Origin of the sequence: Nitrospira sp., assembly GCA_005116745.1 — a bacterium.
Lineage (GTDB): Bacteria > Nitrospirota > Nitrospiria > Nitrospirales > Nitrospiraceae > Nitrospira_D.
Map to the genome: position 1 here is coordinate 23,964 of SWDS01000008.1, position 26,435 is coordinate 50,398.

Annotated in this window: 25 protein-coding genes; 22 read left to right on the plus strand and 3 right to left on the minus strand. The window is 55.0% G+C overall.

The window, feature by feature from the left end:
- The first annotated feature begins 5 nt into the window (after positions 1-5).
- The 5 genes from E8D52_12015 to E8D52_12035 all read left to right on the plus strand — a co-directional run bounded on the left by E8D52_12015 (position 6) and on the right by E8D52_12035 (position 4,489).
- Positions 6-1,589 carry an iron ABC transporter permease gene (locus E8D52_12015; protein TKB67307.1) on the plus strand — a complete coding sequence of 528 codons (1,584 nt, stop codon included), beginning with the start codon at positions 6-8 and terminating at the stop codon, positions 1,587-1,589.
- A gap of 25 nt (positions 1,590-1,614) precedes the next feature.
- Positions 1,615-2,724 (plus strand): ABC transporter ATP-binding protein, encoded by a 1,110-nt coding sequence (locus E8D52_12020; protein ID TKB67529.1) that lies wholly within the window; start codon positions 1,615-1,617, stop codon positions 2,722-2,724.
- A 124-nt stretch (positions 2,725-2,848) separates the two neighbouring features.
- Positions 2,849-3,280 (plus strand): TonB-system energizer ExbB, encoded by a 432-nt coding sequence (exbB, locus tag E8D52_12025; protein ID TKB67308.1) that lies wholly within the window; start codon positions 2,849-2,851, stop codon positions 3,278-3,280.
- Positions 3,264-3,638 carry a biopolymer transporter ExbD gene (locus E8D52_12030; protein ID TKB67309.1) on the plus strand — a complete coding sequence of 125 codons (375 nt, stop codon included), beginning with the start codon at positions 3,264-3,266 and terminating at the stop codon, positions 3,636-3,638. The genes exbB and E8D52_12030 overlap by 17 nt, the downstream gene beginning before the upstream one ends.
- The gene (locus E8D52_12035; protein ID TKB67310.1) at positions 3,635-4,489 is read left to right on the plus strand and encodes an energy transducer TonB; all 855 of its coding nucleotides are present in this window, start codon (positions 3,635-3,637) and stop codon (positions 4,487-4,489) included. The genes E8D52_12030 and E8D52_12035 overlap by 4 nt, the downstream gene beginning before the upstream one ends.
- Positions 4,490-4,503: 14 nt before the next feature.
- On the opposite strand, the gene E8D52_12040 is transcribed toward E8D52_12035, so the two are convergent.
- Positions 4,504-5,529: an FAD:protein FMN transferase gene (locus E8D52_12040; protein TKB67311.1), complete on the minus strand. Its 1,026-nt coding sequence runs from the start codon at positions 5,527-5,529 to the stop codon at positions 4,504-4,506.
- Positions 5,530-5,857: 328 nt separating this feature from the next.
- Here E8D52_12040 and E8D52_12045 point away from each other — a divergent pair, with 328 nt between their 5' ends.
- The 12 genes from E8D52_12045 to E8D52_12100 all read left to right on the plus strand — a co-directional run bounded on the left by E8D52_12045 (position 5,858) and on the right by E8D52_12100 (position 20,131).
- Entirely contained in the window at positions 5,858-6,043 is a 186-nt protein-coding gene (locus tag E8D52_12045; protein ID TKB67312.1) for a hypothetical protein, read from the plus strand.
- Between the two features lie 164 nt (positions 6,044-6,207).
- A complete protein-coding gene (locus E8D52_12050; GenBank protein ID TKB67313.1) occupies positions 6,208-7,692 on the plus strand; it encodes a hypothetical protein in 1,485 nt (494 codons plus the stop codon).
- A 62-nt stretch (positions 7,693-7,754) separates the two neighbouring features.
- A complete protein-coding gene (locus E8D52_12055; GenBank protein TKB67314.1) occupies positions 7,755-8,210 on the plus strand; it encodes a hypothetical protein in 456 nt (151 codons plus the stop codon).
- Positions 8,207-8,878 (plus strand): FMN-binding protein, encoded by a 672-nt coding sequence (locus E8D52_12060; protein ID TKB67315.1) that lies wholly within the window; start codon positions 8,207-8,209, stop codon positions 8,876-8,878. Before E8D52_12055 ends, E8D52_12060 begins: the two co-directional genes overlap by 4 nt.
- 670 nt (positions 8,879-9,548) lie before the next feature.
- On the plus strand, positions 9,549-11,153 hold the full coding sequence (locus E8D52_12065) for a hypothetical protein (protein TKB67316.1): 1,605 nt from the start codon (positions 9,549-9,551) through the stop codon (positions 11,151-11,153).
- 959 nt (positions 11,154-12,112) lie between these two features.
- Positions 12,113-13,549 (plus strand): hypothetical protein, encoded by a 1,437-nt coding sequence (locus tag E8D52_12070; GenBank protein TKB67317.1) that lies wholly within the window; start codon positions 12,113-12,115, stop codon positions 13,547-13,549.
- Positions 13,550-13,596: 47 nt separating this feature from the next.
- Positions 13,597-14,067 carry a hypothetical protein gene (locus tag E8D52_12075; GenBank protein TKB67318.1) on the plus strand — a complete coding sequence of 157 codons (471 nt, stop codon included), beginning with the start codon at positions 13,597-13,599 and terminating at the stop codon, positions 14,065-14,067.
- Positions 14,052-14,741, plus strand: coding sequence for an FMN-binding protein (locus E8D52_12080; protein TKB67319.1), 690 nt, complete (start codon positions 14,052-14,054; stop codon positions 14,739-14,741). The genes E8D52_12075 and E8D52_12080 overlap by 16 nt, the downstream gene beginning before the upstream one ends.
- A 25-nt stretch (positions 14,742-14,766) precedes the next feature.
- Positions 14,767-15,285 (plus strand): hypothetical protein, encoded by a 519-nt coding sequence (locus E8D52_12085; protein TKB67320.1) that lies wholly within the window; start codon positions 14,767-14,769, stop codon positions 15,283-15,285.
- Positions 15,286-15,389: 104 nt separating this feature from the next.
- Positions 15,390-16,082, plus strand: coding sequence for an HD domain-containing protein (locus E8D52_12090; GenBank protein ID TKB67321.1), 693 nt, complete (start codon positions 15,390-15,392; stop codon positions 16,080-16,082).
- Positions 16,083-16,269: 187 nt separating this feature from the next.
- Positions 16,270-18,006, plus strand: a complete 1,737-nt coding sequence (locus tag E8D52_12095; GenBank protein ID TKB67322.1) for a hypothetical protein — start codon at positions 16,270-16,272, stop codon at positions 18,004-18,006.
- A gap of 640 nt (positions 18,007-18,646) precedes the next feature.
- The gene (locus tag E8D52_12100; GenBank protein ID TKB67323.1) at positions 18,647-20,131 is read left to right on the plus strand and encodes a hypothetical protein; all 1,485 of its coding nucleotides are present in this window, start codon (positions 18,647-18,649) and stop codon (positions 20,129-20,131) included.
- 203 nt (positions 20,132-20,334) lie between these two features.
- On the opposite strand, the gene bfr (E8D52_12105) is transcribed toward E8D52_12100, so the two are convergent.
- Both bfr (E8D52_12105) and bfr (E8D52_12110) read right to left on the minus strand, forming a co-directional pair.
- Positions 20,335-20,805, minus strand: coding sequence for a bacterioferritin (gene bfr, locus E8D52_12105; protein ID TKB67324.1), 471 nt, complete (start codon positions 20,803-20,805; stop codon positions 20,335-20,337).
- 8 nt (positions 20,806-20,813) lie between these two features.
- Positions 20,814-21,290 (minus strand): bacterioferritin, encoded by a 477-nt coding sequence (gene bfr, locus E8D52_12110; GenBank protein ID TKB67325.1) that lies wholly within the window; start codon positions 21,288-21,290, stop codon positions 20,814-20,816.
- Between the two features lie 274 nt (positions 21,291-21,564).
- On the opposite strand from bfr (E8D52_12110), the gene E8D52_12115 reads away from it, so the two are divergent.
- From E8D52_12115 to E8D52_12135, 5 genes are all read left to right on the plus strand, one after another.
- Positions 21,565-22,152, plus strand: a complete 588-nt coding sequence (locus tag E8D52_12115) for a hypothetical protein (GenBank protein ID TKB67326.1) — start codon at positions 21,565-21,567, stop codon at positions 22,150-22,152.
- 66 nt (positions 22,153-22,218) lie between these two features.
- Complete coding sequence (locus E8D52_12120; protein ID TKB67327.1) at positions 22,219-22,803, plus strand: hypothetical protein; 585 nt, start codon at positions 22,219-22,221, stop codon at positions 22,801-22,803.
- 67 nt (positions 22,804-22,870) lie between these two features.
- Positions 22,871-23,452 (plus strand): hypothetical protein, encoded by a 582-nt coding sequence (locus E8D52_12125; GenBank protein ID TKB67328.1) that lies wholly within the window; start codon positions 22,871-22,873, stop codon positions 23,450-23,452.
- Between the two features lie 103 nt (positions 23,453-23,555).
- Entirely contained in the window at positions 23,556-23,939 is a 384-nt protein-coding gene (locus E8D52_12130) for a copper resistance protein CopC (protein ID TKB67530.1), read from the plus strand.
- Positions 23,936-25,951 (plus strand): c-type cytochrome, encoded by a 2,016-nt coding sequence (locus E8D52_12135; protein ID TKB67329.1) that lies wholly within the window; start codon positions 23,936-23,938, stop codon positions 25,949-25,951. Before E8D52_12130 ends, E8D52_12135 begins: the two co-directional genes overlap by 4 nt.
- Positions 25,952-26,435: the final 484 nt, after the last annotated feature.

The following is a 26,435-nucleotide window of genomic DNA, read 5'->3' on the forward strand; positions in this document are numbered from 1 at the left end:
ACCCTGTGATTGCCGCACGCCGATTAGCTGTTTCTCCGCTCCAACTTGCCGCCCTTGCCAGCGCAGCGTTCATCCTGTTGCCTCTCGGCTATGTCATCACCCTCGCCTTGTCGGCCGATCTCTCGGTATGGCATCGGCTCTGGACCACTCGGGTCCCGGAACTGTTGTGGAATACGGTTTCCTTGGCGGGCGCCGTGGCCTTGCTCACACTCATGCTCGGTGTGTCGACTGCCTGGATGGTGACGCGATTCGAATTCCCTGGCCGTCGGCTGTGGGAAGTCGGTCTTGTGCTGCCGCTCGCCATGCCGACCTACGTCTTGGCCTATGTGTACAACTATCTCTTGGGGTTCGGCGGTCCGGTAGAACATCTCTGGCAGATGGTCGCCGGACCTCAAGCCAGGATCTTCTCACCCCAAAGTTTCTGGGGCGTTACCTTTGTGATGGCACTCGATACGTTCCCCTTCGTCTACTTGCTCACACGCAGTGCGCTCCTCAGCTTTAACGTGTCGTTTGAAGAAGTCGCCCGCACATGTGGCGCGTCACCACTTCGAAGGATGCTGTTCGTCACCCTTCCGTTGCTCCGCCCATCGATCGTCGCCGGCGTCGCCCTTGTCATCCTGTACGTCGTGTCCGACTTCGGTGCCGTCTCTCTGCTGCGTTACCAAACACTGACCTACGCCGTCTTTCAGCAAATGACCGGACGGTCCGACAACCAGGCCGCAAGTATCCTGAGCATCCTCTTAGTCATCCTGGCGCTTTTATTCTTGTTGACCGAACGATGGTTTCGTCGAAAGAGCCGGTTTTACCAGACCAGCGGGCGCTTTCGAGCGCCGCAACGCATCCAGTGCAAATGGGTGCACACGGCAGCGCTGACGACATGCCTGAGCACCGTGATTGGCCTGGCCTTCGGAATCCCCGTTTCTCTCCTGGTGACATGGAGCCTATCCCCTGAAGCCCTAGCGATTCTCGATGCCCGCTTCTTCAGCTTCGTCTGGAACAGCGCCCTGCTGTCGACCCTAGCCGCCACGGCCGGTGTAGTGGTTGGGCTGCCTCTCGCCTACCTCGCCAGCCGACAACCAACCTGGCTCAATACTGGCTGTCTGCAAGCCGCGTACGCTGGCTATGTCCTGCCAGGACCGGTCGCCGCACTCGCGGTATTGGTCCTCTTTCTCAAGGTTCTGCCATTCTTTTATGGTACGGTCATCGTGTTGATCGTCGCCTATGTCCTGCATTATCTCCCAGCCGGGCTCCAGTCGCTCGAACCATCCATTCAACAAATTACGCCGAATCTCGAAGAAGTCGCCCGCACCCTGGGTCTGACCGTTCGGGAGACCTGGCGTCGGGTGACGCTGCCCCTCATTCGAAACGGGGTCATCGTGGCATGGGTCTTGATCTTTTTGCAGACCATGAAAGAGCTCCCCGCAACGTTGTTGTTGCGACCGGTGGGGTTTGACACCTTAGCGATCCGTGTCTGGCTGGAAGCGAGTGAAGAGTATTACCAACTGGCAGCCCCGTCCGCGCTATTGATCGTGCTCGTTGGCCTACCGGCGCTCGTCTTGTTGCTATCCCGTGATTGGCGGGCCGCATAACATCGCTATGAACACACCGTTGCACATGACACACGTGGATGCCGACAGGCTCGAAGAGCAAGTCACCCTCACTGCACCGGCCTCTTCCATCTTGGAACTCCGTTCTGTGTCCTGTGCCTACGATCCCAGCAGGCCAGCAATCCGCGATATTTCATTTTCTGCGCGAGAAGGCGAAATCCTCTGTTTGCTTGGACCGTCCGGCTGTGGCAAGACCACCGTCCTACGAGCCATCGCCGGCTTTGAACCAGTTCGGTCCGGACACATCTATTTATCGGGCCGGTTGGTCTCCTCGTCCTTGGAAACGATTCCGACGGAGGACCGCCGTGTCGGCATGGTCTTTCAGGAGTACGCCCTCTTTCCACACCTGCGCGTCGCCGAGAACATTGCCTTCGGGCTTCATCATCTGTCACGGACGGAACGAACATGTCGGGTTCAAGAAATGCTGCGACTGACCGGCCTCGAAGGGCTCGACCGACGCTATCCGCATGAGTTGTCGGGAGGACAGCAGCAGCGAGTAGCACTCTCCCGAGCGCTGGTGCAAAATCCTGTCTTGCTCCTCCTCGATGAGCCGTTCAGCAACCTTGACCCCGATATGGCTGGCCGTATGCGGCAGGAAGTCCATGCCTTGTTACGCCGAATGAAAACTACGACCATTCTTGTGACCCACGATCATGATGAAGCCTTCGCCATGGCTGACCGCATCGCCGTCCTAAATCAGGGCGTACTCGAGCAAATGGATTCCCCGGAGGTGATTTATCATCTCCCCGCCACGCGGTTCGTGGCCGATTTTGTGGGCCAAGCCGACTTTGTCACCGGACAGATTCGACAAGGCAGAGTGCATACCGAACTGGGAGAGTTCCCTGATACGCTCAACAGTCCTGAGGGAAGCACGGTCGTCGTCATGATCCGCCCGGACGACATCCAGCTCATGCCCAATAAATCAGCCGAACCTCGGGTTGTGGCTCGCCAGTTCAGAGGGTCTGAAAATCTCTACACGATCCAACTCCCATCCGGGCAGATCATCCACAGCAGTGAACGCTCAACCTGCGTCTACCAGGAAGGGACCGCCGTCGAACTCCGTGTCTCTGCCACGCACACGGTTCTCTTTCCTGCTGAACCATCTCCTCACTCCTAGAGAAATAGAGACCGCCTCATGTATGTGCAAATTGACAGCTGCTCAGCGATCTGGCATGGATGGATCGATACTCCGGCTTCCACCCCACCGGACTCTACCCATGCCTCCCATGTAAGGAGCCTCAATGGACGCATTGAAAGACATCATTGATTTCGGAGTCGTCGGCCTGTTACTGGCCCTGAGCGTGTGGTCCGTGGCGATCGCCATCGAACGCTGGCTCTTTTACCGACGCATCAACCTCTCTCAGTTTTCAAACGCGCAACTGCTCGAAATCACGCTGACTCAACGCCTGGTGATTATTGGTACGGTGGCTGCTAACGCCCCATATATCGGCCTCCTGGGAACCGTCCTTGGTATAATGTTGACATTCCATACGATGGGAACGTCGGGGACGATGGCCGTGAGCACCATCATGATCGGCTTGAGCTTGGCATTGAAAGCGACCGCCATCGGTCTTCTGGTCGCGATACCCTGTGTCGTGATGAATAACGTGCTGCGTCGTCGTGTGAGCGAACTCCTGACTGAGTATAGGACACAACATGGAACGGAACATTGATCAGATCAACGTGATCCCGCTCGTGGACGTGATGTTGGTCTTGCTCGTCATTGTCTTGACGACCGCCACCTTCATCAGCACGGGACAAATTCCCGTCAACCTGGCCAAGGCCAAGGAGGTGAGCGATCGGAAGGATGTTCCCATCGTGATTTCCTTGACGGCTGATGGAAGTCTATTCCTAAATGACTCTCCGGTCCCCGATGGAAGCCTTCCCGCTGTTCTCAGCTCTCAGCCGCGTGAATCGGCGGTGGTCGTGCGAGCCGACAAAGTCACGCTGCTCGAGAAATTTGTGTCCCTCGTCGACGAGATTCGCGGCTTAGGATTTCAGCAAGTCAGTCTGGAGGTCATCCGCCTGTGATGGGGAAATCCATGACGCGCTCAGGCGGTCAGACTGGCCCTCTGGCGGCTAGTTGGCTGATATCCTGTCTACTACACGGAGGCCTAGCCGTGGCAGCGATCTTCTTTGTCCAGCGCATGCAATTGGCACCGCAGGCCAACTCTTTCCAGTGGGATGTGGCGATGGTCGCACCCCTTTCATCCTTACCGGGAGCTACGTCGAGGTCCGAGGCAATGGCGCCGCCAAGTCCGGCACTTCAGCAACCTGCTTCCCCAGCGAGGAAGCAGGTTCAAGAAACAACGAGACCGGTAACACCACCTGCACCAGTACCCATCGTTGCAATCAGTCCGGAGCTGCATCAGGAGCAGGCCCCCCCTGATTCGGTACCTTCTGTCCCATCACCTCAAGTTGCTCGGCAGGAACTATCGGGTCCATCCGCTGACCTCGTCATGTCTGCACAGGAGCGTTCGACCGTTCTACCTGAATCCCAGGTGGCCAAGGATTCTCTGGTCGACTCTTCGTCTCCGATGATTGTGTCTTCGGCACCTCCCAACCAACTCACGCCCACTAAAGCCGACTACGGATGGCTGGCGGAGCTCATGGCACGGTGGATCGAAGATCTCAACAAACGATACCCGGCAACGCTACGAACGGAGGGTGTGCAGGGGAAAGTGACGCTGACTGCGATGCTGCATGAAGACGGACTCTTGAGCGATGTGCGTATCGCGAAGAGCTCCGGCAATCCTACGCTTGATCAAGTTGCCTTGGAAGATGTGAGAAGCGGCCCTCCGATCACGCTCTCTCGCCCACTGGAACGGCAGAAAATGCCAGTAAAGTTTTCGATTAGTTACGATCTCAAGACGGCGCGGTAGTCCCCCTCGGCACCTCATGGCGCATGCAGCCGACCACGGAGTCCGGACGAGACCGTGATCTTGCCCTCCTGGTCGATGATGATCGCTTCAACCCCCGGCAAGCGCTCCACTAACGCCATTCCCTGTTCTGGTCCTAACACGAAAATCCCGGTATCCAATCCGTCAGCCGTCGTGCCTTCTTTGGCAATCACCGTGACACTCTGACACGCTCGTGCCGGCTGCAATGTCTGGGGATCCAAGATGTGATGATACCGGACACCATCTCGTTCGAAAAACCGTTCGTAATCACCCGCCGTTGAAATCGCTTCATCGTTCAAGTCGATCATAGCAATCAATGCCCCTTCCTCACGTGGGTGCCTGATACCGACGGGAAACCTGTTTCGATCTGGCAGGACGCCGAATGTTTTGATATCTCCCGATAAGGCCACGATGCCCCCTCTCGCTCCCGCCCGCTTCATCTCCTCCACCGCCCGATCGGCTGCGTATCCCTTCCCAATCCCACCAACATCAATCTGCATCCCCTGCTGCAGTAGATAGATGGTCCGCGCTTCTTGATTGACTTGAATGCGTGTCCAATCGACGAGAGGCTTCAATCCTTGCAACTCCCTCTCATTAGGGATGCGCTGCCGTTCGATTACACTCCAAGCTTCGATGGCAGGACCGAGCGCAATATTGAACCCACCCATAGTCAGGCGCCCTAGCTCCAGAGATCGAGTGACCAGCTCAAGCGTCTCAGAACTCACCTGGACAGGCTGACGGCCGGCCGCTTGATTCACCCGTGACAGTTCGCTGTCTGATCGCCACGTACTCAGTAACTGTTCGAGTCGCTTGATCTCATCAAATGCCGCCTGCATCGCCCGATCACCCACACTCTTGTCGGAAGCGACAGCCGTGATGACCACTAGGGTGCCCATGTGCATCTGGGTACGCTTCGAGACCACGGGTGAGGCTGACGGTTGTACGCCGACGCAACCAGCTACCAAGATGATGACAGGCCACACCACCAATAGCGAAACGGCGCAGCGTCGAAAAGGCCTCATGGCCACATCGTCCTCACCACCAAGATCACTCTCCTGTTCGAACGGTGATGACTCGCCCCACACGGAAGTTGCCGGTCGTCTGAGACGGATCCGCCACAGGCAGCCGTTCCGTCGCACAACCTGCTACACCGAAGGCTATCACCGTCATCAGGCCTCAAGAAATACATGGATCATGCCCTTCATATGGGGATTATAAGACACGCCTCTGCAGGAAACACGTAGGTGATGCTGAAGCTTATCCCTTGACAATGGAATACCAGCTGAGACAAGAATAATTTCTCTCAATGGCCCTAATGCTGACGATTGGGCCATCAATAATAGGGCCATTATGACTAGGTCTCTTTGGGCCGGTACGGTGCGTGCAAACGTCCCCTTGTTCAAAAACTCACAGAAGGTTGAACCGCGCTGTGAGTGCGGGCAATTGATCGCTACGATGTGCGGTCAAGACCTAGCACTGAAGTGCAAACGGTGTACGCGCCTTGTCGCGATCCCCCTTCCTTCACGCGAAGGCTGAGGAACCGCCATCTCGTAGTCCGAACCACAGGAGGAGGAACAGCCACCGAAATACTAGAACATTCAATTGTACCTGTTTTTCGTGCACTCTTTTCGTGCACTCCAAGACCAGAGATCTTTAAGTTTCAAGTCAGACCATAACATTATGCATGAGGGAGGATACCGATGAAGATGCGGTTACTCCTCGGGGCTCTTATGATCCTCAGCCTACCGGCAATCCCGGTGTGGGCAGAGAATTTGACCTCAGAGGAAATTAAGAAGTTGGTCGATGAAGCGGTAGAAAAACGTCTACAACAGCAAGAGGGGGGAGAAGGAGCGACGGAACGCCTTGAGAGGGCAGCACCGACTGCTGAGCCTGGAGTTGGTTCCATTTCCAATCTCGGGAAAGAACCTCGCGTGCCTCAGCAGCAACCCTTGTCGTTCGGGTCCAGTGGATCGGGTCGGCTGGTATATGCCAAGCCGTTCCTGTCGTTCCCCAAAGCCATCGTGGGCGGCTACTTCGACATTCAATATCGAACCCACCGCAAACCTGTGCTTGAGACGGGCTATGACGATATCAGTTCTGGCACCACCAATGGATTCGATCAACAGCGATTCGTTCCATTCTTCTACGCGGACATCACTGAACATCTGAAGTTCTCGTCTGAGCTCGAAATCGAGCATGGGATTAGAGGACTGAGCGACAACGAGATCGGCATGGAATTCGCCCACCTCGACTACCTGATCAATGAAAAGATCAACGTACGAGGGGGTATCGTCCTGATCCCTCTCGGCAAGTTTAACCTACTGCACGATTCTCCATTGAACGACTTGACTGATCGTCCAATCGTCAGCCGACTGATTATTCCAACGACCATGTCGGAAACAGGAGCAGGCTTGTTCGGCACATTCTATCCTGGCCGCACAGGGAAACTCGATTATGAAGTCTACGTAACAACCGGTCCCTGCGGCTACACCCCTACCGGCGAACCTCGTGTCACGGAGACCAATGGCACACAGTTCTCTCGTCAACGAAAATGCTTGTCCGAAAACGGGCTTGACATTAATAACGGGAAAGCGGTTTCAGGACGGGTGGCGTTTAGCCCAATCCTGGGTGTGGAGATCGGTGGGTCCGGATATTTCGGGAACCAGTCGCCCTCTAGCTACAGCCCGCAAACTATCGTTGCGGTGGACTGGACGCTTCAAAAAGGACCGTTCGAGCTCATCGGTGAAGCCGCGTGGGCCCATATCAGACACAACGCACGAGCGATTCCTGGCAGTACGTTCGGAGGATTCACGCCAGGCTTTCCGCTGACTGGTTTTGGCACGTTGAATGCCCTCGGTACGCCTCCTGAACGGATGCAGGGATTTTATGTTCAAGGCAACTATCACTTTATGCCGTCGTTCTTGACCAAGCTCTCTCCAAAACGGTTCGGTGAGGGCTCCTCATTCACAGCCGTGATTCGCTATGACCGGGTCAACTTGAACTTAGACAACAAAGGCGAGAATGGGGGCGAACTGGAGCAGATTTCGTTTGGCTTGAACTACCGCCCAATCCAAGATGCGGTGATCAAGATGAGCTATCAATATATGCCAAAAGCATATAACCCAAACAGCAATCAGCGTATCCACGACAGTGCCTTTGTCGTATCCGCCGCGTCATACTTTTAAGAGCAAGGGGAGACCGGCTCGTGGCTGGTCTCCCTCCAACATGACAAGATAGGAACCAACCTATGCGTATGATATTTCTTCTTTCGCTTGTGACGTTGACAGCCTGTGCCTCTTTGAGCGGCAGTCGAGATCATACCTTCGTCTGCCTCTATGACACAGTGTGGGACGCGACGTCAGCGACGATGAAAGGCTATTCCGTCACCTCGGAAAATAAGACCAATGGAACGATTGAGACGGCCTGGGTCGAAATGGAAGGGCAAGCGCGTCCCTACGGTCTCTTTGGACGCGAGGGATTCGGCAACCGTGAACGAGCCCGGTTGTCGGTGGTCGTCACGAATGACGACAACCGGTCTTCGGTGAATGTATTGGAGACGCGGGAACGCTGGCATGCGAAAGGCGGCGTGAAACAGCTGGCGACAAAGTGGTGGCCGGTCGAGCCATCCGAAGAAGTGATGGACGACATCACGAAAACGCTCACCGCTCGACTCAAAGAGAAAGGGTGTGAGGCTCACCCATGACCCTACGCCTCTGCTGTGTATTCATTGCCCTATCCCTGATGCCGACTCCATCGTTCGGAAACGAACGTATTTGGGACAACGACCTCAAGCGCTTTCTCACCGATCAGGAGACGGTGATGGCTGAAGTCTATATGAATGAAGAAGAGGGCCTCAAGATCATGTTCCCGAAGTCCGAGCGTGTCCGTAAAGACACGATCAAACTCAACCCTGAGAAAAAATCTCTGATCGAGGAGCGTATCGGCTGGAAGTTTCCTGAAGAATCTTTTGATGTCTATATCGGAGAAACCGGCGCACAGATCGATGGCTATGCCGTCGTACAAAACACAATCGGCAAGCATAAGCCGATGACCTACATGGTCGGCATCGACCATAACGGGTTCGTCTCAGATGTCGAGCTACTTGTGTTTCGGGAAGCGCGCGGGAGCGAGGTCCGACAAAAGCGGTTTAACGCGCAATATGAAGGCAAATCCGTCCTCGACCCGGTCCGGATCAATCGAGACATCATCAACATCACCGGCGCCACCATGTCCGTCCGTTCCATGACTGCCGGCATCAAACGCGTACTTGTGCTGATCGATGAGTTCTACCTGAAGCCTGCCGGGATCGGAAGCGACACCCGGGCTGCGAAAAAGGACAACGGCCTTTTGCCTTCCATCTTTGGAAACTAGCTGACGCGGCCCCAGCGTCCCCGGCAGGCACTACTTTAACCAGACATTCCGACTGCGCGCTTACAGGAGTCGTAGCGAAACATACGAGCCACAATCTTGTCAGCGGCCAGCAGTTCTTCACCCAGAGCCCAGGACCACATGAGTGGTCCTGGGCTCCTCATCTTTGCGGATGTGAGTCCGCCACATCGATACCATAGGCCTGTGACTTTCTTGCGTATTGGGATGCACGGTAGCCGCAGCGGGCTCATAGGTGTTGGGCCCGCATAATCCGAGCGACTCGATGCTTGTTGTAGATCTCGCCCGCTTCGCGCAAATCGAGACACATCCGCGAAGCCCGTGAATACGGTGGCTCGCCGTCCTCTCATGATCACCCTACGCTGTCCGGTAAAACCCGGAAAATCCACTCAACCCCCTGCATCCCAAACACGGAACATACTTTCTAAACAGCTCTATCAGGTAAGGCCATAAATCTACATCGCATTATCCAAAGTGCTCTACGACACAACCTCAGCGATCAGAGATGGTTACCCAGTGCATCAACCTGTCGGCTGATCCGTTAGCCGGCACTCCAGCCGATAACTATGCCGAAGTATTCCTACGGGTACGGCTCAGACAACCATAACCTCATGGCGTGATTGGTGAGACCACTGCGCCTGGCAGGAGTCGGCTCATGAATCAGTATAGAGCATCGTTTCAGTACCCCATGGCCATTTCAGGAATCTCTTGCATGACACGGAGAAAGAGCGCGATACAGATGCGACAAGGATTGGATTCCCGTGTGCGCCGTTGCCTGAACCTGGTCTGGGTGTTGTTGCTCAGTGGGACGGTCAGTACGGCCCTCGTCCTATCCGGTTGTGGTGCCGACGAAGAAGTGAATCCTACGAGTCTTGCGAGTCCTGACGATGAGCTCCGTGGAGTGCTGCAGGCAGCGGGGTTTACTGGAAACATTGAAGCGACGCTGCCCGCGCGGTTGGGACGGCCCGTCAATCCGCAACTGGCGGACGTGGGGCGGCTCTTATTTTTCGATAAGATCCTGGGCCTGCATAACGACAACTCGTGTGCCGGGTGCCATTCGCCCGCCTTCGGCTTTGGGGACTCCCAGCCCATGGCCATTGGGGTGGACAACAACAACATCGTGGGCCCCAGTCGCAGCGGGCCGCGGAATCAGCGGCGGTCGCCCCTGGCGGCCAACACGATTTTCTATCCCGCCTTGATGTGGACGGTCAAATTCACGGCCCCGACGGGAAACCCCTTCGACCCGTCCCAAGGCTTTGTGTTTCCGCCACCGGAAGGCGTCGTCACCGGGGAACCCACGCTGCTCGCGGCCCAGGGCTCCATCCCGTCCACGGAGTTGGTGGAGATGGCGGGCTTTACCGGAATCACGCAGAACCCTGGTCCGACTGGCGCGCGCCATCTGCAGTTTGATGACGGCCACGGCCAGGCGCTTCCGGCTCCGGTTGGCGGATTCCACAACTTTCCCATTCAGGACGCGGTGAATGCTCGGCTGAATGCGATTCCGGAGTACTTGAGACGCTTTGGCGAGGTGTTCAACAACGGGGTGCCCCTCCCGCCCGGAGGCATTACCACCAGTATGCGGAGTCGCGCGCTGGCGGAGTTACAGGCGAACCTGATGGCCGCCAATGCGCCGCTGGATCGCTTTGCCCGAGGCGAGAACAACGCCCTGACGGGTCGACAAAAACAAGGGGCGCTCCTGTTTTTTGGGAAAGCCAAATGCGTCACCTGTCATGCGGTGAGCGGGCAAGCGAATGAAATGTTCAGTGATTTTCAATTGCACCGCATCGCGGGGCCCCAGCTCGCGCCGGCGTTCGGTGTCGGCAAAGGGAATGTGATTTTTGACGGGCCCGTGGAAAACGAAGATTTCGGGGCCGAGCAGACCACCGGCGCCCAGGCGCACCGCTATATGTTCCGCACCGCGCCCTTGCGGAATCTCAAGGTCGCGCCGGCGTTCTTCCATAACGGTGCGTTTAAAACACTCGAGGCCGCGGTCACCCACCATCTGGATGTCGAAAAGTCGCTGCAACAGTACAAGGTTCAGCCGAATCAAGGGTTTACGCTCGGGCCCAGTCAGGTGATGGTAGCAGCGGGCATTGATCCGCTCTTACGGCCGCCGCTCCAGCTGACACCGATGGAGTTTACCGCACTCGTCGACTTCGTGAAGGAGGGGCTGTTTGATAGTCGGGTGTCGCAATTCTGCACGAAACGACCCGCAGCGGTCCCCAGCGGGTTGCCGCTGCAGACATTTCAAGGGTGTTAGCCCAAACAGGCCTTAGTCACCCGTCGGCACGGAACGATCCGGACCGTGCCGACGGGAAGCTTGCTCAGCGTAACTGGGCGACGAGGATCAGGAGGCTGCGCGTAGAGAAATTGGTGATCGTCTGGGAACCGAACCAGTTGACCAAACCAGCGGCTGGTCAATCTCTATCGAGCAGCATGTTATCAGATCGCGCTCGCCCCAACGGAGACATGTGGTACGGCCCAGCCACCAAAACGTGCACGTTGTTTTTGAAGTAGGCTGTTCCGAACTGGCTACAGGCCAACGCTAACGCAGGCATGTCCGGCAAGAACCTGCGAAGGGTTCAAGCCGGCAGCCTCATGTAGTGCCCCTCTTGAGAATTCGTACCGCCAGCATACATTAAGCGAATAGAACTCTCGGGGATCGCACAGCCGATGGTGAATCCCGATGAGGGACGTGTCTTCCCCGCATCATTAGTACTACCCGCCTCAACTCCGTTCAGTCGTTCTACCACTTTCGTCTCCACGCCCGGCCCTAAGACAAACAATCCGCATCCAACCCATCGGCAACCACACCTTCCTGTTACTTCCTGATGAATGAGAACTTATCGCTTGACAAAAGCGATCTGATTGAGATATTAATAATCGTTCTCAATTTCATTACATGGGAAATCCGGCATCATGGCTATCGCAAAAGCTCCTTTGTTGGAACGTGACCAGGCACATGAGACCCGTTGTGAGTGCGGCCAGCTAATCGCCAAGGTGTGCGGGCAAGGCTTGGAGCTGAAGTGTAAGCGGTGCAAGCGTATTGTCGTGATCCCTTTTTCTTCGATCGAAGGCTGGGGAACGGCAATCTGATAATCCGGTTCCAAGAGGAGTAACGACCGTCATGCAGTCGTCCTGTTTCCCATGTACCCGAAGACCAGAGACCGTTGAGTCCCGAGTCAGCCTACAACCATTACTTAAGCAGGGAGGATACCGATGAAGATGCGGTTACTCTTCGGGGCTCTTTCAATTCTTGCGCTGTCGGTCACTCCGGTCTTCGCAGAAGAAAGCCTTGAGGAACGAGTAAAAAGACTTGAAGAGGCGTTACAGAAAGCCCAGGAGCGTGAATCTCATAACGTTCAGGGGGAAAATTCATCGCCGAAACAATACCCGATGCCTACTGGACCTATTATCGACATTAGGGTCGGACGCCAGGGAGAGGAAAAGACCTCTCTCGGATTCGGTTCCACGGGATCAGGGAAGCTGATCTATGCGAAACCATTTTTGAGTGCGCCAAAAGCGACTATCGGTGGTTATGTTGACGTGATGTACAACGTACTCTCACGCCAAAACCTGGACAATCCGAGCCGCAATAGCTTCGGTCAGCAGCGACTGGTGCCGTTTATTTATGCGGACATTACCGACCGTGTAAAGTTCGCGGCTGAAATCGAGTTGGAACGAGGCGGGCCGAACGCGCCACAGGGGACGGACGGCTCAATTCAAATTGAGTTTGCTCAACTGGATTATTTGGTCAATGAAACAGTGAACATTCGAGGAGGTCTTCTCCTCATGCCGGTCGGCAAGTTCAATTTACTCCACGATTCCCCCTTGAATGACCTGGTTGATCGGCCCATGGTCTCGAGAATTATCATTCCGAGCACCTGGTTTGAAGCCGGCGCCGGTATTTATGGGACACTGTATCCTTCGAGCCTTTCGAAGATTGACTACGAAGTCTATGCTGTCAACGGCATGAGCCAAACAGCAGGCGCGATTACCGATTTGGGCGTCCGAAGTGCACGTGGAAGCGTGTCACGCGACCGTGATGATAGCAAGGCCGTGGTCGGCCGGGTCGCCTTCAGCCCGATGCTCGGTATTGAGATTGCTGGATCTGGCTTCCATGGCCAATACAAACCTTCGGCCGGCGCGATCGGTTCCGGCATCATCGATATATTCGCGGTTGACTGGACCTTGCAACGCGGGCCCTTCGAGCTCATTGGAGAAGCAGCCTGGACCAGAATCAGCAATAACAACGCCACCGGAGTGGCCGGTAATGGGATCGGCCCTGCGGGCATGTTCGGCTACTACATCCAGGGAAACTACCACTTCATGCCGGAGATCTTAAAGAGGCTGGCGCCAACCCACTTCTCGGATGCGTCAACCTTCACCGCGACCGTCCGCTGGGAGCAAGTCGATACCGATACCGATAATCGTACGACTGGCGCAGAAAACACACTCGGCAATCGACGAGAGTTAGACCGGTTGACGGTGGGTCTGAACTTCAGACCGGTTGAAGATATGGTCTTCAAAGTCAACTGGCAGTACAACACTCAGAACGACAATGCCAGAGGCCTCGTGCCTGCCGGTGATCTAGGAAATTCCAGCAGCCGGATGGATGGAGACGGATTTCTGTTTCAAGCAGCGACCTACTTCTAACTATACGGGAAGGAGGCTCCCCGCCTGATCGGCGGGGAGCTCACAAGATGACGAGATTTCTGCGAATGGGGTTGCAAATCATGCCGCTCCTGCTGATCGGAAACCTAGCAGGCTGTGCATGGCTGAGTGGGATGCAACAACGGGTTGCCGTGTGCAACTACGATCATGCCTGGGATGCGGCCATTGACGCGGTGAAGGACCGTTCAACCGAGACGAAGGACAAAGAAGCTGGATTAATCGTGACACAGTGGCTTGAGATTCCAATGTCTGGACGACCCTACGGCGTGTTTCGGAGGGATGTCGCCGACAGTAAAGATCGCTCCCGCCTCACGTTGAACGTAAAACGCTTGGATGATGTCACTAGAATCTCGTTCATTGAGGAACGACAGCGCTGGGTCTTTCGAGGAGGCTCACGTCTCTTTGGCTGGGCTCCGACTGATCCATCCGCAGAAGTCATGCGAGACATACAAAATCGTCTCGATGCCAAGTTGCAGGAACACGGATGTTCAGCCACTTAAGCGTAATTTTCACATGCTTCGCGATTGGGACGGCACTCTGTCTCACCATTCCCCTGTCGGCTCGTGCCGAAAAGGTGTGGGATAACGATCTGAAGCGCTATCTCACTGAGGGTGAGTTGAATCACGCTGAAGTCTTCATGTCAGAAGATGAGGCCGTGAAGATCGTCCTCCCAAAATCGCAACGGGTGCGTAAGGAAGTGATCCAGCTCACCCAAGATAAGAAAGATCTGATCGAACAACGCATCGGATGGAAATTCCCGGAACACGCGTTCGAAGTCTATATCGGTGAAACGGGTGATACGATCGACGGCTACGCCATGGTCCACAATACCATCGGCAAGCATAAGCATATGACCTACATGGTCGGTGTCGATGCAAAAGGGGTCTGCTCCGACGTCGAACTGTTGGTGTTTCGCGAAGCCAGAGGAAGCGAAGTAGGACGGAAACGATTCAATGTGCAATATGAAGGCAAGTCGGTCCTGGATCCAATCCGTATCAATAAAGATATTATCAATATCACAGGCGCCACAATGTCCGTCCGTTCCATCAGCGCCGGTGTGAAGCGTGCACTCGTGTTGGTCGACGAATTCTATTTGAAGCCGTCCGGGATCGGCAGTGATACGCTGGCGGCGAAAAAAGATAAAGGGTTTTTGCCTTCAATTTTCGGGAACTAGCGAAAGCGGACCCCGCGTCCCAAACATGCGAAACTTTAATCAGAAATTCAGGCTCCGTGATTCAGATCGCCATATTCGGTTGCTCTACACATTATTTTTACTCTTGATGCTAGCTGGATTTACATTTTCGTTTTTTTGGGCACATAGTATGACGGGATTGTCACCACAAGGTATCGCTGAACATTACCGAGGATCCAACGCGACGTTCGGGGAACCGATGTCGTTTCGCGAGCTGGCAGAAATTACCCACTTTCATCTCTTCACAATGCCAGTCGTCTTCATGATTTTGATCCACGTGATGTATTTGACCAGCGCAAGCCATACCCTCAAGGCCGTCACCACCTGGGCTGGCTTCGGGGGCGTGATGCTCGATCTGGTATCGCCCTGGCTGATTAGCTACGTGTCTCCGATGTTTGTGATCTCCATGTTGACCGGAGATACCCTTATGACGATCAGTTTCTTAGTCATGATGGTGGTCCCACTGTATGAAATGTGGATACTGGGACAGCCGTTAATGGGAGGGAAGAACCCACCAGGGTCCTAACCATCGCAGTTGGCGGTCTACCATCTAGCGGCCAGCGGCTATTCGCCCAGAGCCCAGGATCACGCGAGTGATTCTGGGCTCTTCGTTTTTGAGGAGGCAGCGTCATGCATGTTGACAGTACAGATCGGATTGAGCCAGCCGTCTTGACCATTCAGGGCATGCTCACAAAAATCGATCGTCTCCATCTGCCATCCGCCTCGCGGCGCGATCTGGAGAGTATTCTCGTCCGGCAAGTGGCGAAAGAACTGGACCGGCTTCTCCCGTGGCAAGCCGGTCATGGACAAGGAACAGCGGCGATTGCACTCCACATCGGACGGGCCGGATCTCTCACGGATGAGGAGTTGCATCAGCTCAAGCTGGCCTCCCTGCTTCACGATATCGGCGTTCTCATGCTTCCACCCTGTTTGCAAACCAAACGCGAATGGGTTGAGCCAGACTCCTATGTGGCAATTCAAAACCACCCCCGGCTGGGAGCCACGTTGCTAGAACCTTTTGCATTCCTTCGTGAGGCCACCGTCATGATCGCCCATCACCACGAGCGATGGGACGGATCGGGATATCCCTATGGACTCAGGAGAACGTTCATCCCATTGGGAGCAAGAATTCTTGCAGTCGCTGATGCATTCGAGGCCATTCACGTCCCCGCAGTGTACGATCGGCCCCTTCGAGATCGCATTGCGCTTCGAATTCTCCAGGTGGCGTCAGGAACTCAATTTGACCCCTCGGTCGTCGGTCTCCTGGCCGAACTCATGAGCGAGCCAGAACCCATCGCTGTAAGGGACGGACCTCACCAGTAGCGTAGTCGGCGTACGACCTACGCCGGCATCGAAGTGGGAGCCCCACCTCTCCCACTTGGCAGGCACGGGCTTTCGCCTCCCGAGAGCCCGTGCCTGCCCTACGGAACGATGGACGACCGTTGATCGTAGATGAGGGAGTACCGCCCAACTGAGTCAAACTGATTGTATCGAAAGGAACCACGACCTCATGAATCTGACCCTGATTCCACATCACTCGAAAATCGCTCGCATCTTCGCCTCTGTGCTTCTATTTCTCACTGGACTCGTCGCCTGTTCAGGAAGTGAGAGTACTGCACCGCCTCTCACCGCCACCGGTACGCCAGGGGCTGAAGAAGCCGTCGGCGAACGGTTGTTTCTGGAAACACGATTTGCCCAGGCCTTTAAGGTGTTCGTGGATACCGGCGGTGACGTGAATGATCCAATGATCGGTGACAACATCGTCGATACGGTCGAAACCTTGGGTGCGCCGATCACCCCGGGACCATTCACGGGGCTCTCCATGAATTGCCGGGCTTGTCATTTGGTTGACGATATTCTGGATGCGCCGAGAGGCGGCATGCGGACCTATGCTGATTTTGCGCGCCGTAGCCCCCTCCCGGCCCGAGCGGACGGCAAAACTGTTGCCGTCCGCAATTCACCTCCTCTCGTCAATGCTGCGCTCGATCGACCAGGGGGTGTCTTATTCCATTTCGATGCCGAGTTTCATTCTATGGAAGAACTGATCGCGGGCACCTTCACAGGCAGAAACTTCGGCTGGCTACCTGGAGAACGCACTCAGGCCATTGCTCATATCGCTCGCGTGGTCCGATCCGACAACGGCACCGGAGATCTGGCGAAAGAGTTCGATGGAACCCCCTTCAAAGTGCTGTTCGGCGGAACTGATGCCTCCATACCAGAGGAATTCCAGCTCACCTCGGAATTCCGCAAAACGATCGGCTCCGCGACCGACCAAGAGGTGTTCGATGCCGTCGTCAAAGTCGTGACCGCCTACGTCAACGGCCTCCGTTTTTCTCAAACCGAAGACAGCGGAGCACCGATCCGCTCTCCCTTCGATGTCTTCCTGAAGACCAACGGGCTGCCGCAAGCGCCTAACGCCAACGAATCTCCGCTCGATTACAGCAGACGTCTTCTGCAACTCGTGCAATCACGTGAGTCGGCCGGGACACTTCAGTTTGTCACCTCGAACCCCAACAGAACAGACGGTCAGTTCCAATTTCATACCCAGCCATTCTCGTTTGGGGCGCAGGAATTGGCTGGGCTGAAGATGTTCTTGGCGGAACCGACGGCGCTGCCTGCTGCACAGACTGAACTGACCATCGGAAAAATCGGGAACTGTGTCGCCTGTCATGCCGCGCCGAACTTCACCGATTTCAAGGCCCACAATACGGGGACGACACAGAAAGAATATGATGAGATTCCTGGTCATGGTGATGGGGCCTTTAGGAATTTGGCCATTCCCACACTCGCGACACGAACTGCCGCTGATCTGCCGGCTACCGAACAACACCCTCAGGCCAGCGAGCGATTCCGAGCCGTTCCGGCTGCCGACACAACATTGACCGACCTGGGCCTGTGGAACGTCTTCGCCAATCCTGACATGCCCATGCCACAAGACAAGATTCGAAACATCCTCTGCGAGGATGAGCAACCCTGTGCTGCCTCTCAAGGCGAACTCTTGAATCGTGCGATCGCACGATTCAAGACGCCTGGCCTTCGCGACCTCGGACATTCAGAGCCCTTCATGCACAATGGTCTATTCGACACATTGGATGACGTGATCGATTTCTACATCGACATCTCCGACCAAGCCCGTGCGGGAACACTCCGCAATGGTGCGCCCCAGCTACAAGGCATCGCCCTGAAGTCCAGTGACATCGCCCCACTCGTGGCATTCTTGAAATCGTTGAACGAGGACTATCAATAGGCAGCTTTGGCTACCGGCCACGACCCAGACACCATCACTTAAAAAAAGAGGTAGAACCCATGCGATCAGCCCCTTATGCATATGCACTCAGCACGACCTGCCTGCGCTGCCACGAACCGACCTGCCATCGCAATCCGCAGCTATGGTGCATCAAGTGCCGATGTTCCCAACGTCAACAGGGACAGGCCAGAGGGCTGGCACGATCGCTCAAGACGCGACGACTGAAAGCGTGGCTGAGAACGTTTCCCAATTCCTGATTTTGGGGAAGCATCAGCCTCACGATGGTTTAGTAACTCGACCTTTCGAGCACAGCAGATCGCTTACTGGAGGAAGTCCAGACTATACCAACTGAACGAACCCAACTGACGCACTGATACCCGATCGGACCGTCGATCGTTGCGAACGCGGCCAAAGGACTTCACGTCTAGCGCCCATGGTTGTTCAATCAGCCATGGGCGCTGTGTTTTTAAGAGCACGTGCGTGCCGATGCACAGTGAAACAGACCCTAAAAACATCACACAGGGGATATTTCTGTAGCGATGGATCGCACCAGAAAGGAGGCTGCCAAGATGACAGGCTAACGAATCGAGATACCAACCAGGCCAAAGATGAGGAGCAAAGATAGAACCCTATCTTCACCATGACCGTGATGAAGACACAATGTCCATCGCATAAAAAGAGGAGTACTATGAAATCACAAATTGCACGACCACGCTTGTATCATTGTTTCTGGTCCGGCGGAGGACTGCTTCTGATGTGGTCCGCCTTGGCCTTCTCAGGATGCAGCGGGGAGGATTCCCCTTCGACGCCGAGCACTCCGGTCGCAATCACCCTCAACAGCGAGATCCTGCCGGTTCCAATGTCTGCAACGGAAGCTGATCGCTTTTTCACGGTGGTCGCGACCACGGGAAATCGTTATTACGCGGCAGGATTCACCACCGTGAACGATGACAGCCATATGGCCGTCGCACGCTTTGGAGCAACGGGTGGGCTGGACGCGTCGTTCGGCTCAAACGGGATTGCTACCGTCAATGTGGCCGTCGGTGCGGGCAAGAAGGCCGAATTCGTACGCGGCGCCGTCGTCCAGTCCGATGGCAAAATCGTCATTGCCGGTCCGATCGAGCATGACACAGCGGCGACCGGGGACGCGGCGCGGGATACCGACATTGCCGTCGTCCGGTTCGATCTCACGGGACAATTGGATCCGACGTTCGGAACCAACGGGATTGTGCGCCTCGATCTCAGCACAGGAACGGTCTCCGGCACGACTTTTCTCGGCGACACCTCATGGGGGCTGACCTTACTGCCCGGCGATGATCTATTGGTGATCGGCGGTAAGCTTGCCGATGGAGCGGGTCGTAAGGACATCGATTACGCGGTGGTGAAATTGACCTCGAATGGCGCCTTGGACGCAACTTTTGGGACGAATGGCCTCGCCACACTGGATGTCGGCACTGGGAACGACAGTCCCCGCACGGCCATCGTCCAACCGGACGGAAAGATCGTCGTCAGCGGCCATACGTCCGATGCTGGCGTGGTCACAACCGTATTGTTCCGGTTACTTCCCAACGGCCAATTCGATTCCAGTTTTGGCCGAGACGGTGTGGTGAATGTGGCCCTGCGCGCCTCCGTCGGCGAAGCCTATGACGTGGCCTTTCAAGGGCAAAACCTGATCATCGCCGGCTACGGACGGAATATATCACCCGGCACAGTCGATATCATCAGCGCGCGATTCTTACCCACTGGGACCTTGGATACGACCTATGGGGACAGCGGGGTGGCTGTGATCGACGTCGCTGGCGAAGACGATCGAAGCCGAACGGTGGATGTCTTGCCGGACCAGCGCATCTTGATTGTAGGCCAGGGAAAACAGACCGCCACCGCACAAAAGGGCGCACTGGTCTTACTCACCCGCAATGGTCAGCGCGAGACACGACTCAACGGCAATGGCCTCGCCCTCATCGACTTCGGTGGCCCAACCGATGCCCTCTTTGGACTTACCTTATCTCCCGACCTCATAAACGCAGTTGCAGTGGGCTGGAAGGGCGTGAACGTTTCGGAAAGTAGTCCGACGAACAATGACGATGCCAGAATTGTCCGCTTTTCTCTACCGGCAGGCCTCTAACTACTGGCTGTGGAGACGCGCTGACTCACCTGCGCCACTCTGTGATGCATCAGCGGTGGTTCTTCGCTTATACGCGGAGCCACCGCAGCTCCGCGCGGTATGGTTATTTCTCGCTTGCACACAGCTTGAGTAACTGGGTTTCGGCTACAAGACAGGCCAGGGAAGGGGAAACACCTATTTCCCGCGGAGAGGTAACCCATCCCCTACTTCTTGATCTGTTCCGAGAGAAATCGATCAAGACCGATCTGGCTGATGGTCCGAAGCCGAGTCTCAAACCAATCGACATGCTTCTCTGAATCTTCGATCATGTGCTCTAAGAGATGACGTGTCGTAAAATCACCGACTACTGCACAATGCGCAATCGCCCTTTGAAGCAATTCGACGTCTTCACATTCAAATTCCAGAGCGGCGCGAAGCAGCGCTTCCACATTCGGCCCATGCGCCACAACATCGAGACGTTCCACATCCGGCGTACCGTTCAGATACAAGATATGAGCTATTAGCCCAGCAGAGTGTTGTACTTCTTCATTCGCCAAGTGGTTGTAGTGTCCATGCAACCGCTCGTACCCCCAATTCTTGCACAGAGCCGCGTGCAACAGGTACTGATGAACGGCCGTCAACTCTGACCTGAGCACCTGATTAAGAAACTCAAGCACACCTTCTTTGGCTTTCATGAACTCTCTCAGGATTCTTTCTTGATCTGTTCAGCCAGATAGTTCTCCAGGCCGACTTGTTTGATCGTTTCCTGCTGAGTCTCGATCCAATCGATATGCGCATCAACATCCTTCGCCATATCTTCCAGCATGTGCCGCGTTGTAAAATCTGTGACCTTGGTGCAATGCACGATTCCTTCGTTCAAGAGGGCCAGCATCTCCTGCTCCGCCTTCAAGTCCAACTTCAGCTGTTCAGCTACCGTCTCGCCGACCTGAACGGCATTCATTCGCTGCACATTGGGCACACCTTCCAAATAGAGAATATGGCCGATCAGTTCGTCGGCATCCTTCATCTCATCAATGCTCCGCTCCCGCACCTTATGATAGAGCCGGTCATACCCCCAGTTCTCACACATCTTGGCATGGACAAAATACTGGTTGATGGCAGTCAAATCAGCCGTCAGGATCTTGTTAAGAATGTTGATTACCCCTTCTTTTGCTTTCATCTCTGGCCTCCTTCCGAATAAGTCATCACCGTCCGTCTCATTATCATCACGTATCGCGCTCGTCGTCAACTTGATAAATAGATGTATTCTGAATTCGTCTCTCAAATTCGATGAAATGAATTCTCAATATTGCTCGAGCTCCATCCATGCGCGGGGTGATAGACCATCGAGACCGATCGAGGCGCATGGTTCGAGCACTTGAAACAACCATCTGCGGGGTGGTAAATTCTTCGGAATCTAGGCTACCTAGACAATTCAATCAGCGGATAACGTCATGATTAAGTGTGCGATCCGAATAGGCCTTCCCCTCCTGACCTTGGTCCTCGTAACCGTAATCGGCCCTACTGCCGCCGTCGCACATGGGAATGTGGCGATGGAAGAGGACAGTTGTGTGCGAAAAATCGGTGGGAATATGGTGCATTTCAGTGCCTACCAGCCCCAAATTGAGCCGAAGGCTCAGTACTGCACAGAGATCCCAGATGTGGGGGATACATTCCTTGTCCTGGACCTTGTCGACCCGAGCCTGCGCAACATGCCGGTAGGGGTCAAGATCATTCAAGGGGTCAATGAAGACGAGCAGGACGAGGCCAAGACCGTGGCCTATTGGAAACCGGTTTCTCACCCTGATGGGATCGTGCGGGGTGAAGCCACACTGGAAAAAGGGCTCTACAAATTGATCATCACAGCGGAAGGGCTTAGCCCTTCCACCTACCTGCTGCGAGTGCAGCAGGCGGACTATTCAAAGCTTGGACGCGCAGCGCTTGGACCATTGGCAGTGCTCCTGGTACTCGGGGTTGTCGGATATGAGCTCTCGAAATCGATTCGAGTGCGAGGATGGTTTGCATCACGCCGTCGCTCATGAGCAACCGGACGACGCATGCCAGTATCTGAGCATTCTCTTCACCATTGCAAAAAAGAGGACACGTTCATGAAGTCTTTCGTATCTCTGAAACTGACAGTTGGATGTGCAGTAGTTATTCTGAGTGCTCTCTTGTCCTCGCAGGTCCATGCTCACGGTGGGCTCTCTATGGCCGAGGACATGTGCAAGCTCACGGTCGGCCCCTACACGATGCACTTCAGTGGATATCAGCCTGAAAACACTCAACAAAAACAATTCTGTGAGGATATCCCAGCAGTCGGCCAAACAATTGTCGTGCTGGATTACATTGAGCAAGATCTTCGCACCCTCCCTGCCGAAGTTCGGATCATCAAAGACACCGGCACAGAAGAAAATCTTGAGGCCAACACCGTGTTTAACCTTCCGCCAAAAGTGTATCCCAATGGTTCTATCGACTTTGCCTATACCTTTGACAAGCCCGGAAAGTTTGTCGGCATTGTCACCGTGGGCGACAAGAAAGAGCATGTCTCCAAGTTTCCATTTTCGGTAGGAGAGCCGAAGTTCTATACCAAGTTCTTAAATATCTACATGTTTCCTGTGGCTGCGGTGCTCATTGTCCTAGGAATTGTGTTTTTCATGAGAGACCGCAAGCCATCGCAACCCGTAGCGTCCTAATGATTGAGACCATAGCGAAACCGCTATGAATGCTGCTGATGAAATTAGAGAAAAACGAGGATTGAACATGTCCGGTCATCTTCTCATCCGTGCTTGGGTCTGTTGTGTATTCCTTCTGGTCGCCGCTCCTTTTTCAGCGATGGCCCAACATGGGCATGAGTTGGCTGCAGATACGTGCGTCCTCCACGCTGGACCCTATAAGATGCTTTTCGCCAGCTACCTACCTGACATGTACTATGAGCGGAAATTCTGCCAAGAACTTCCGGCGGTGGGGAACACCGTTTTGGTGCTTGATTATGTTGAACAGGAGCTCCGCTCTCTCCCGGTAGAAGTGAGGATCATCAAAGATACCGGCTCGGAGGATAATCTCGAAGCCATAACAATCGCACACCTCCCCTCCAAGGTCTACCCCACTGGATCCATCGACGTGAAATACAACTTCGATACACCTGGGAAGTTCGTCGGATTGGTTTCAATAGGTCAAAGCCGCGAACATGTCGCACGATTTTCTTTTTCTGTCGGTGAACAAGGCATCATCTCTCATCTCTCGCACAACTTGATGCTCATTGTGCCAGTCTTCGTAGGCATTGCCGTTGCCGTGTTCTACGTCTTCCGAGATCGTCGCAAGCCATCACAGGTCCGGGTATAGATAGGAAGCGACTTCTCAAGGGAACGCCAGACTAGACCGCCCAATGCAGCACCGTAGGTGTAGCAATCGGGCGTAGGGAGAGCTTATGGTCGGCCCAGCAGGCATGCATATGTTCACGCGCGTCATCTTGGTTATCATGCTCGTCTTGGCAGCACCCGTAACCTCAGCTTTGGCGCATTCCATGTTAGTCAAGGCCGAGCCTCCACGCCGAGCCGTGCTGACCAAGTCGCCGACACACGTGCGACTGTGGTTCAACGAGAAAATTGAAGGAGACTACGCCTCGCTCGTGGTCCTTGATGCCCAAAAACAACCACTCACCGATGCCAAGCCCACCCTTGCACCGGATGACCAGAAATCGATCGTGCTGCCCCTTCCCGAGCTGGCTCCCGGTAAGTACTCCGTTAAGTTCCGTGTCCTCTCGGTCGACGGCCATGTGGTTGAGTCTACTTTCGACTTCACCGTAAAGGGCGACGCTCAAAGGAAATGATCGAGGCCGTCGGTACGCTGCTTCGCTGTCTGCAACTCGCGTCCAACATGATGCTGATCGGGGGTTGCGTTTTTCTAGCAATCGCCGAGCAGAAGAGCCTCGAATCAGGGCATTCGTGGCTGGCTCGTCTGAAAAAGACTTTTCCTTGGTTGGCCACTCTCCTACTGATCGGCCTAGTCGGTCTCTTGGCTACGACGACCGCACAGGCTACCGGATCCCCCGAGAATTCCTGGAACCCGCAAGCCTGGTTGGATTTTATCCAGAAAACTCGTATTGGGTTTATCTGGACCCTGCGCGCTGCGAGTGCACTTGCTGTCCTTGTGATCGTTCTGTACATACAGAGTGCTCCTGCTGCGCCATGGCGCTACGTCATAGGGGCATCAGCGGCGGCGCTGCCCCTGGCCCTCGGTTCTCTCGCGAGCCATTCGGCGGCCGAAGAGCAAGCGGTCTTGGCCACCGTGACCTATGCCCTCCATCTTATCGTAGCGAGCATTTGGTTCGGCGGTCTCCCGGGGGTAATTCTTGTTGCCTCCACCATCGCGACCGGATCAGCTGATGAAAGATCCCATATCGGTGACGTGCTAGCTCGTTTCTCGAGATTGGCCCTCGTCACAATGATCGTTGTTGTCATATCAGGCCTCGTCGTGGCCAATCGCATGTTTGAGACCAATTACGCCGGACTGGTCGCGACAACGTATGGCTGGCTGCTTATCACAAAGCTCACGTTACTAGCCGTCATTCTTTCCATCGCCTCACAAGCAAAGTCTCTTTGGATACCATCGATTCGGCAACGCTCCGAGCAAGCCGCAACAAGTGGGCAAAAACTTCGGACATGGGTAACAGTCGAGTTTGGCCTCGCCATTCTCCTAGTCATCGTCGCGACCTTACTGGCCAACGCGGTTCCGGCTAAACATGAGGTCATCGATAACTGGCCTTATCCATTCCGCTTCTCGATCGACGCAACATGGGACGACTGGCTTGTACGGGCCATTGTGCTAACCGGCCTTGTACTCTTGATCATAGCTGGAACGACCATCGTACTCAGCCGCAAAAAGCAGTGGGCAACCTCGTGGCGCATCGCTGTTCCAACCCTGCTGGGGATCCTCGGACTTGGCGCGACATTCTATCCCATCGCGATACAATCCTACCCGGAGACGTATCGAAAGACCCCTGTTCCGTTCGATGCCATCTCGATTGCCAATGGCGTCGAGCTATTCACGGCGAATTGCATTCCCTGCCATGGCCCACAGGCGAAGGGGAACGGGGTATTGGCGAAGACGCTGCCGAAACAACCCGTCGACCTGCTGACGGAGCCTCATACCGCCATGCACACGGCAGGCGACTTTTTCCATTGGCTGACCTACGGACGATTCAACGGTGTCATGCCGGCCTTTGGTGAGAAATTTTCCGAAGAAGAGCGCTGGGATCTCCTAAACTTTCTCCATGCCAATTCCCGAGGGTATCAATCGAGGATCATCACGCCCCGTATTCTGCCTGAGCAGCCGTTTATGGCCACCCCGAACTTTTCGTATACGGCGCACGATGGTTCAAGCGGCACCTTGAAAGACTTCCGAGGAAAACAAAACCTACTGCTCGTGTTATTCTCCTGGCCGGAGTCGCGTGTTCGGCTTGATCAACTTCGTACGGCTTCGACCGCGATTACTACAACTGGCACGGCTATCCTGGCCGTCCCAATGACCGACCTTCCTCCAGATGAGCTGACCGCAATCGCACAGGAGATGCCGTTCCCCGTCATCACTCAAGGCGGACGGGAGATCTCCCGCAGCTATGCGCTATTCCGCCGAACACTCTCGATTCCTGACTTGTTCAGCGAGGGCACTCGACAGAGTCACATGGAGTTTCTCTTCGACCGATTCGGATACCTACGAGCTCGATGGATTCCTCGTGGAGATGGACCAAGCTGGACAGACATGGGCCTTTTGACAGAACAGATCACACAGCTCAATCAAGAGCGAGAGATCTTGCCTCCTCCTGGTGATCACGTCCATTGAATCAGGCTCTACATCAGGCCTAACCCACAGTAGTTGATCGAGAGCGTTTCATTCGGACAAAAATGCACATCGCATGGCCAGCCGAAAGGAACAGCCGTCATGGTACAGCCCTGCTGAACTTGACTTCAACTATCCGCAAGAGTATACGGGGGGTAATACGAACCACGCTTGCCATGTAGGCTTTATACGAGTGTTTTGCGAGCCTAACCCATAATATTTCCCTTGACTCATCTCAGATTTTTGTCGGATACTTGCTCACATTTTACCGGTCCTTCCACGTGAGCAAATGAGACGTAGTTGCGGGGAAGGATCTTTCACTGAAACGTGGTGCTCCGTAGTTTCACTATTTCATCCAAACAGAAGGAGGTAGGGAGTATGGCTGCAGACAGTTCAGGGCGAGGGTATGACATCTCGCAGTGGTACGACACGAAGTCGGCGAAGCTCGGCTGGTTTGGGATGTTGGCAATTGGCGTGTTTTGGGTGG

What these genes read in the sequence shown, in the direction of transcription:
- E8D52_12020 (TKB67529.1), top strand. Translation starts at nt 1,615, where the DNA reads ATGACACACGTGGATGCCGACAGGCTCGAAGAGCAAGTCACCCTCACT.
- exbB (TKB67308.1), top strand. Translation starts at nt 2,849, where the DNA reads ATGGACGCATTGAAAGACATCATTGATTTCGGAGTCGTCGGCCTGTTA.
- E8D52_12030 (TKB67309.1), top strand. Translation starts at nt 3,264, where the DNA reads ATGGAACGGAACATTGATCAGATCAACGTGATCCCGCTCGTGGACGTG.
- E8D52_12040 (TKB67311.1), bottom strand. Translation starts at nt 5,529, where the DNA reads ATGAGGCCTTTTCGACGCTGCGCCGTTTCGCTATTGGTGGTGTGGCCT.
- E8D52_12045 (TKB67312.1), top strand. Translation starts at nt 5,858, where the DNA reads ATGACTAGGTCTCTTTGGGCCGGTACGGTGCGTGCAAACGTCCCCTTG.
- E8D52_12050 (TKB67313.1), top strand. Translation starts at nt 6,208, where the DNA reads ATGAAGATGCGGTTACTCCTCGGGGCTCTTATGATCCTCAGCCTACCG.
- E8D52_12055 (TKB67314.1), top strand. Translation starts at nt 7,755, where the DNA reads ATGCGTATGATATTTCTTCTTTCGCTTGTGACGTTGACAGCCTGTGCC.
- E8D52_12060 (TKB67315.1), top strand. Translation starts at nt 8,207, where the DNA reads ATGACCCTACGCCTCTGCTGTGTATTCATTGCCCTATCCCTGATGCCG.
- E8D52_12065 (TKB67316.1), top strand. Translation starts at nt 9,549, where the DNA reads ATGAATCAGTATAGAGCATCGTTTCAGTACCCCATGGCCATTTCAGGA.
- E8D52_12070 (TKB67317.1), top strand. Translation starts at nt 12,113, where the DNA reads ATGAAGATGCGGTTACTCTTCGGGGCTCTTTCAATTCTTGCGCTGTCG.
- E8D52_12075 (TKB67318.1), top strand. Translation starts at nt 13,597, where the DNA reads ATGACGAGATTTCTGCGAATGGGGTTGCAAATCATGCCGCTCCTGCTG.
- E8D52_12080 (TKB67319.1), top strand. Translation starts at nt 14,052, where the DNA reads ATGTTCAGCCACTTAAGCGTAATTTTCACATGCTTCGCGATTGGGACG.
- E8D52_12085 (TKB67320.1), top strand. Translation starts at nt 14,767, where the DNA reads ATGCGAAACTTTAATCAGAAATTCAGGCTCCGTGATTCAGATCGCCAT.
- E8D52_12090 (TKB67321.1), top strand. Translation starts at nt 15,390, where the DNA reads ATGCATGTTGACAGTACAGATCGGATTGAGCCAGCCGTCTTGACCATT.
- E8D52_12095 (TKB67322.1), top strand. Translation starts at nt 16,270, where the DNA reads ATGAATCTGACCCTGATTCCACATCACTCGAAAATCGCTCGCATCTTC.
- E8D52_12100 (TKB67323.1), top strand. Translation starts at nt 18,647, where the DNA reads ATGACCGTGATGAAGACACAATGTCCATCGCATAAAAAGAGGAGTACT.
- bfr (TKB67324.1), bottom strand. Translation starts at nt 20,805, where the DNA reads ATGAAAGCCAAAGAAGGTGTGCTTGAGTTTCTTAATCAGGTGCTCAGG.
- bfr (TKB67325.1), bottom strand. Translation starts at nt 21,290, where the DNA reads ATGAAAGCAAAAGAAGGGGTAATCAACATTCTTAACAAGATCCTGACG.
- E8D52_12115 (TKB67326.1), top strand. Translation starts at nt 21,565, where the DNA reads ATGATTAAGTGTGCGATCCGAATAGGCCTTCCCCTCCTGACCTTGGTC.
- E8D52_12120 (TKB67327.1), top strand. Translation starts at nt 22,219, where the DNA reads ATGAAGTCTTTCGTATCTCTGAAACTGACAGTTGGATGTGCAGTAGTT.
- E8D52_12125 (TKB67328.1), top strand. Translation starts at nt 22,871, where the DNA reads ATGTCCGGTCATCTTCTCATCCGTGCTTGGGTCTGTTGTGTATTCCTT.
- E8D52_12130 (TKB67530.1), top strand. Translation starts at nt 23,556, where the DNA reads ATGCATATGTTCACGCGCGTCATCTTGGTTATCATGCTCGTCTTGGCA.
- E8D52_12135 (TKB67329.1), top strand. Translation starts at nt 23,936, where the DNA reads ATGATCGAGGCCGTCGGTACGCTGCTTCGCTGTCTGCAACTCGCGTCC.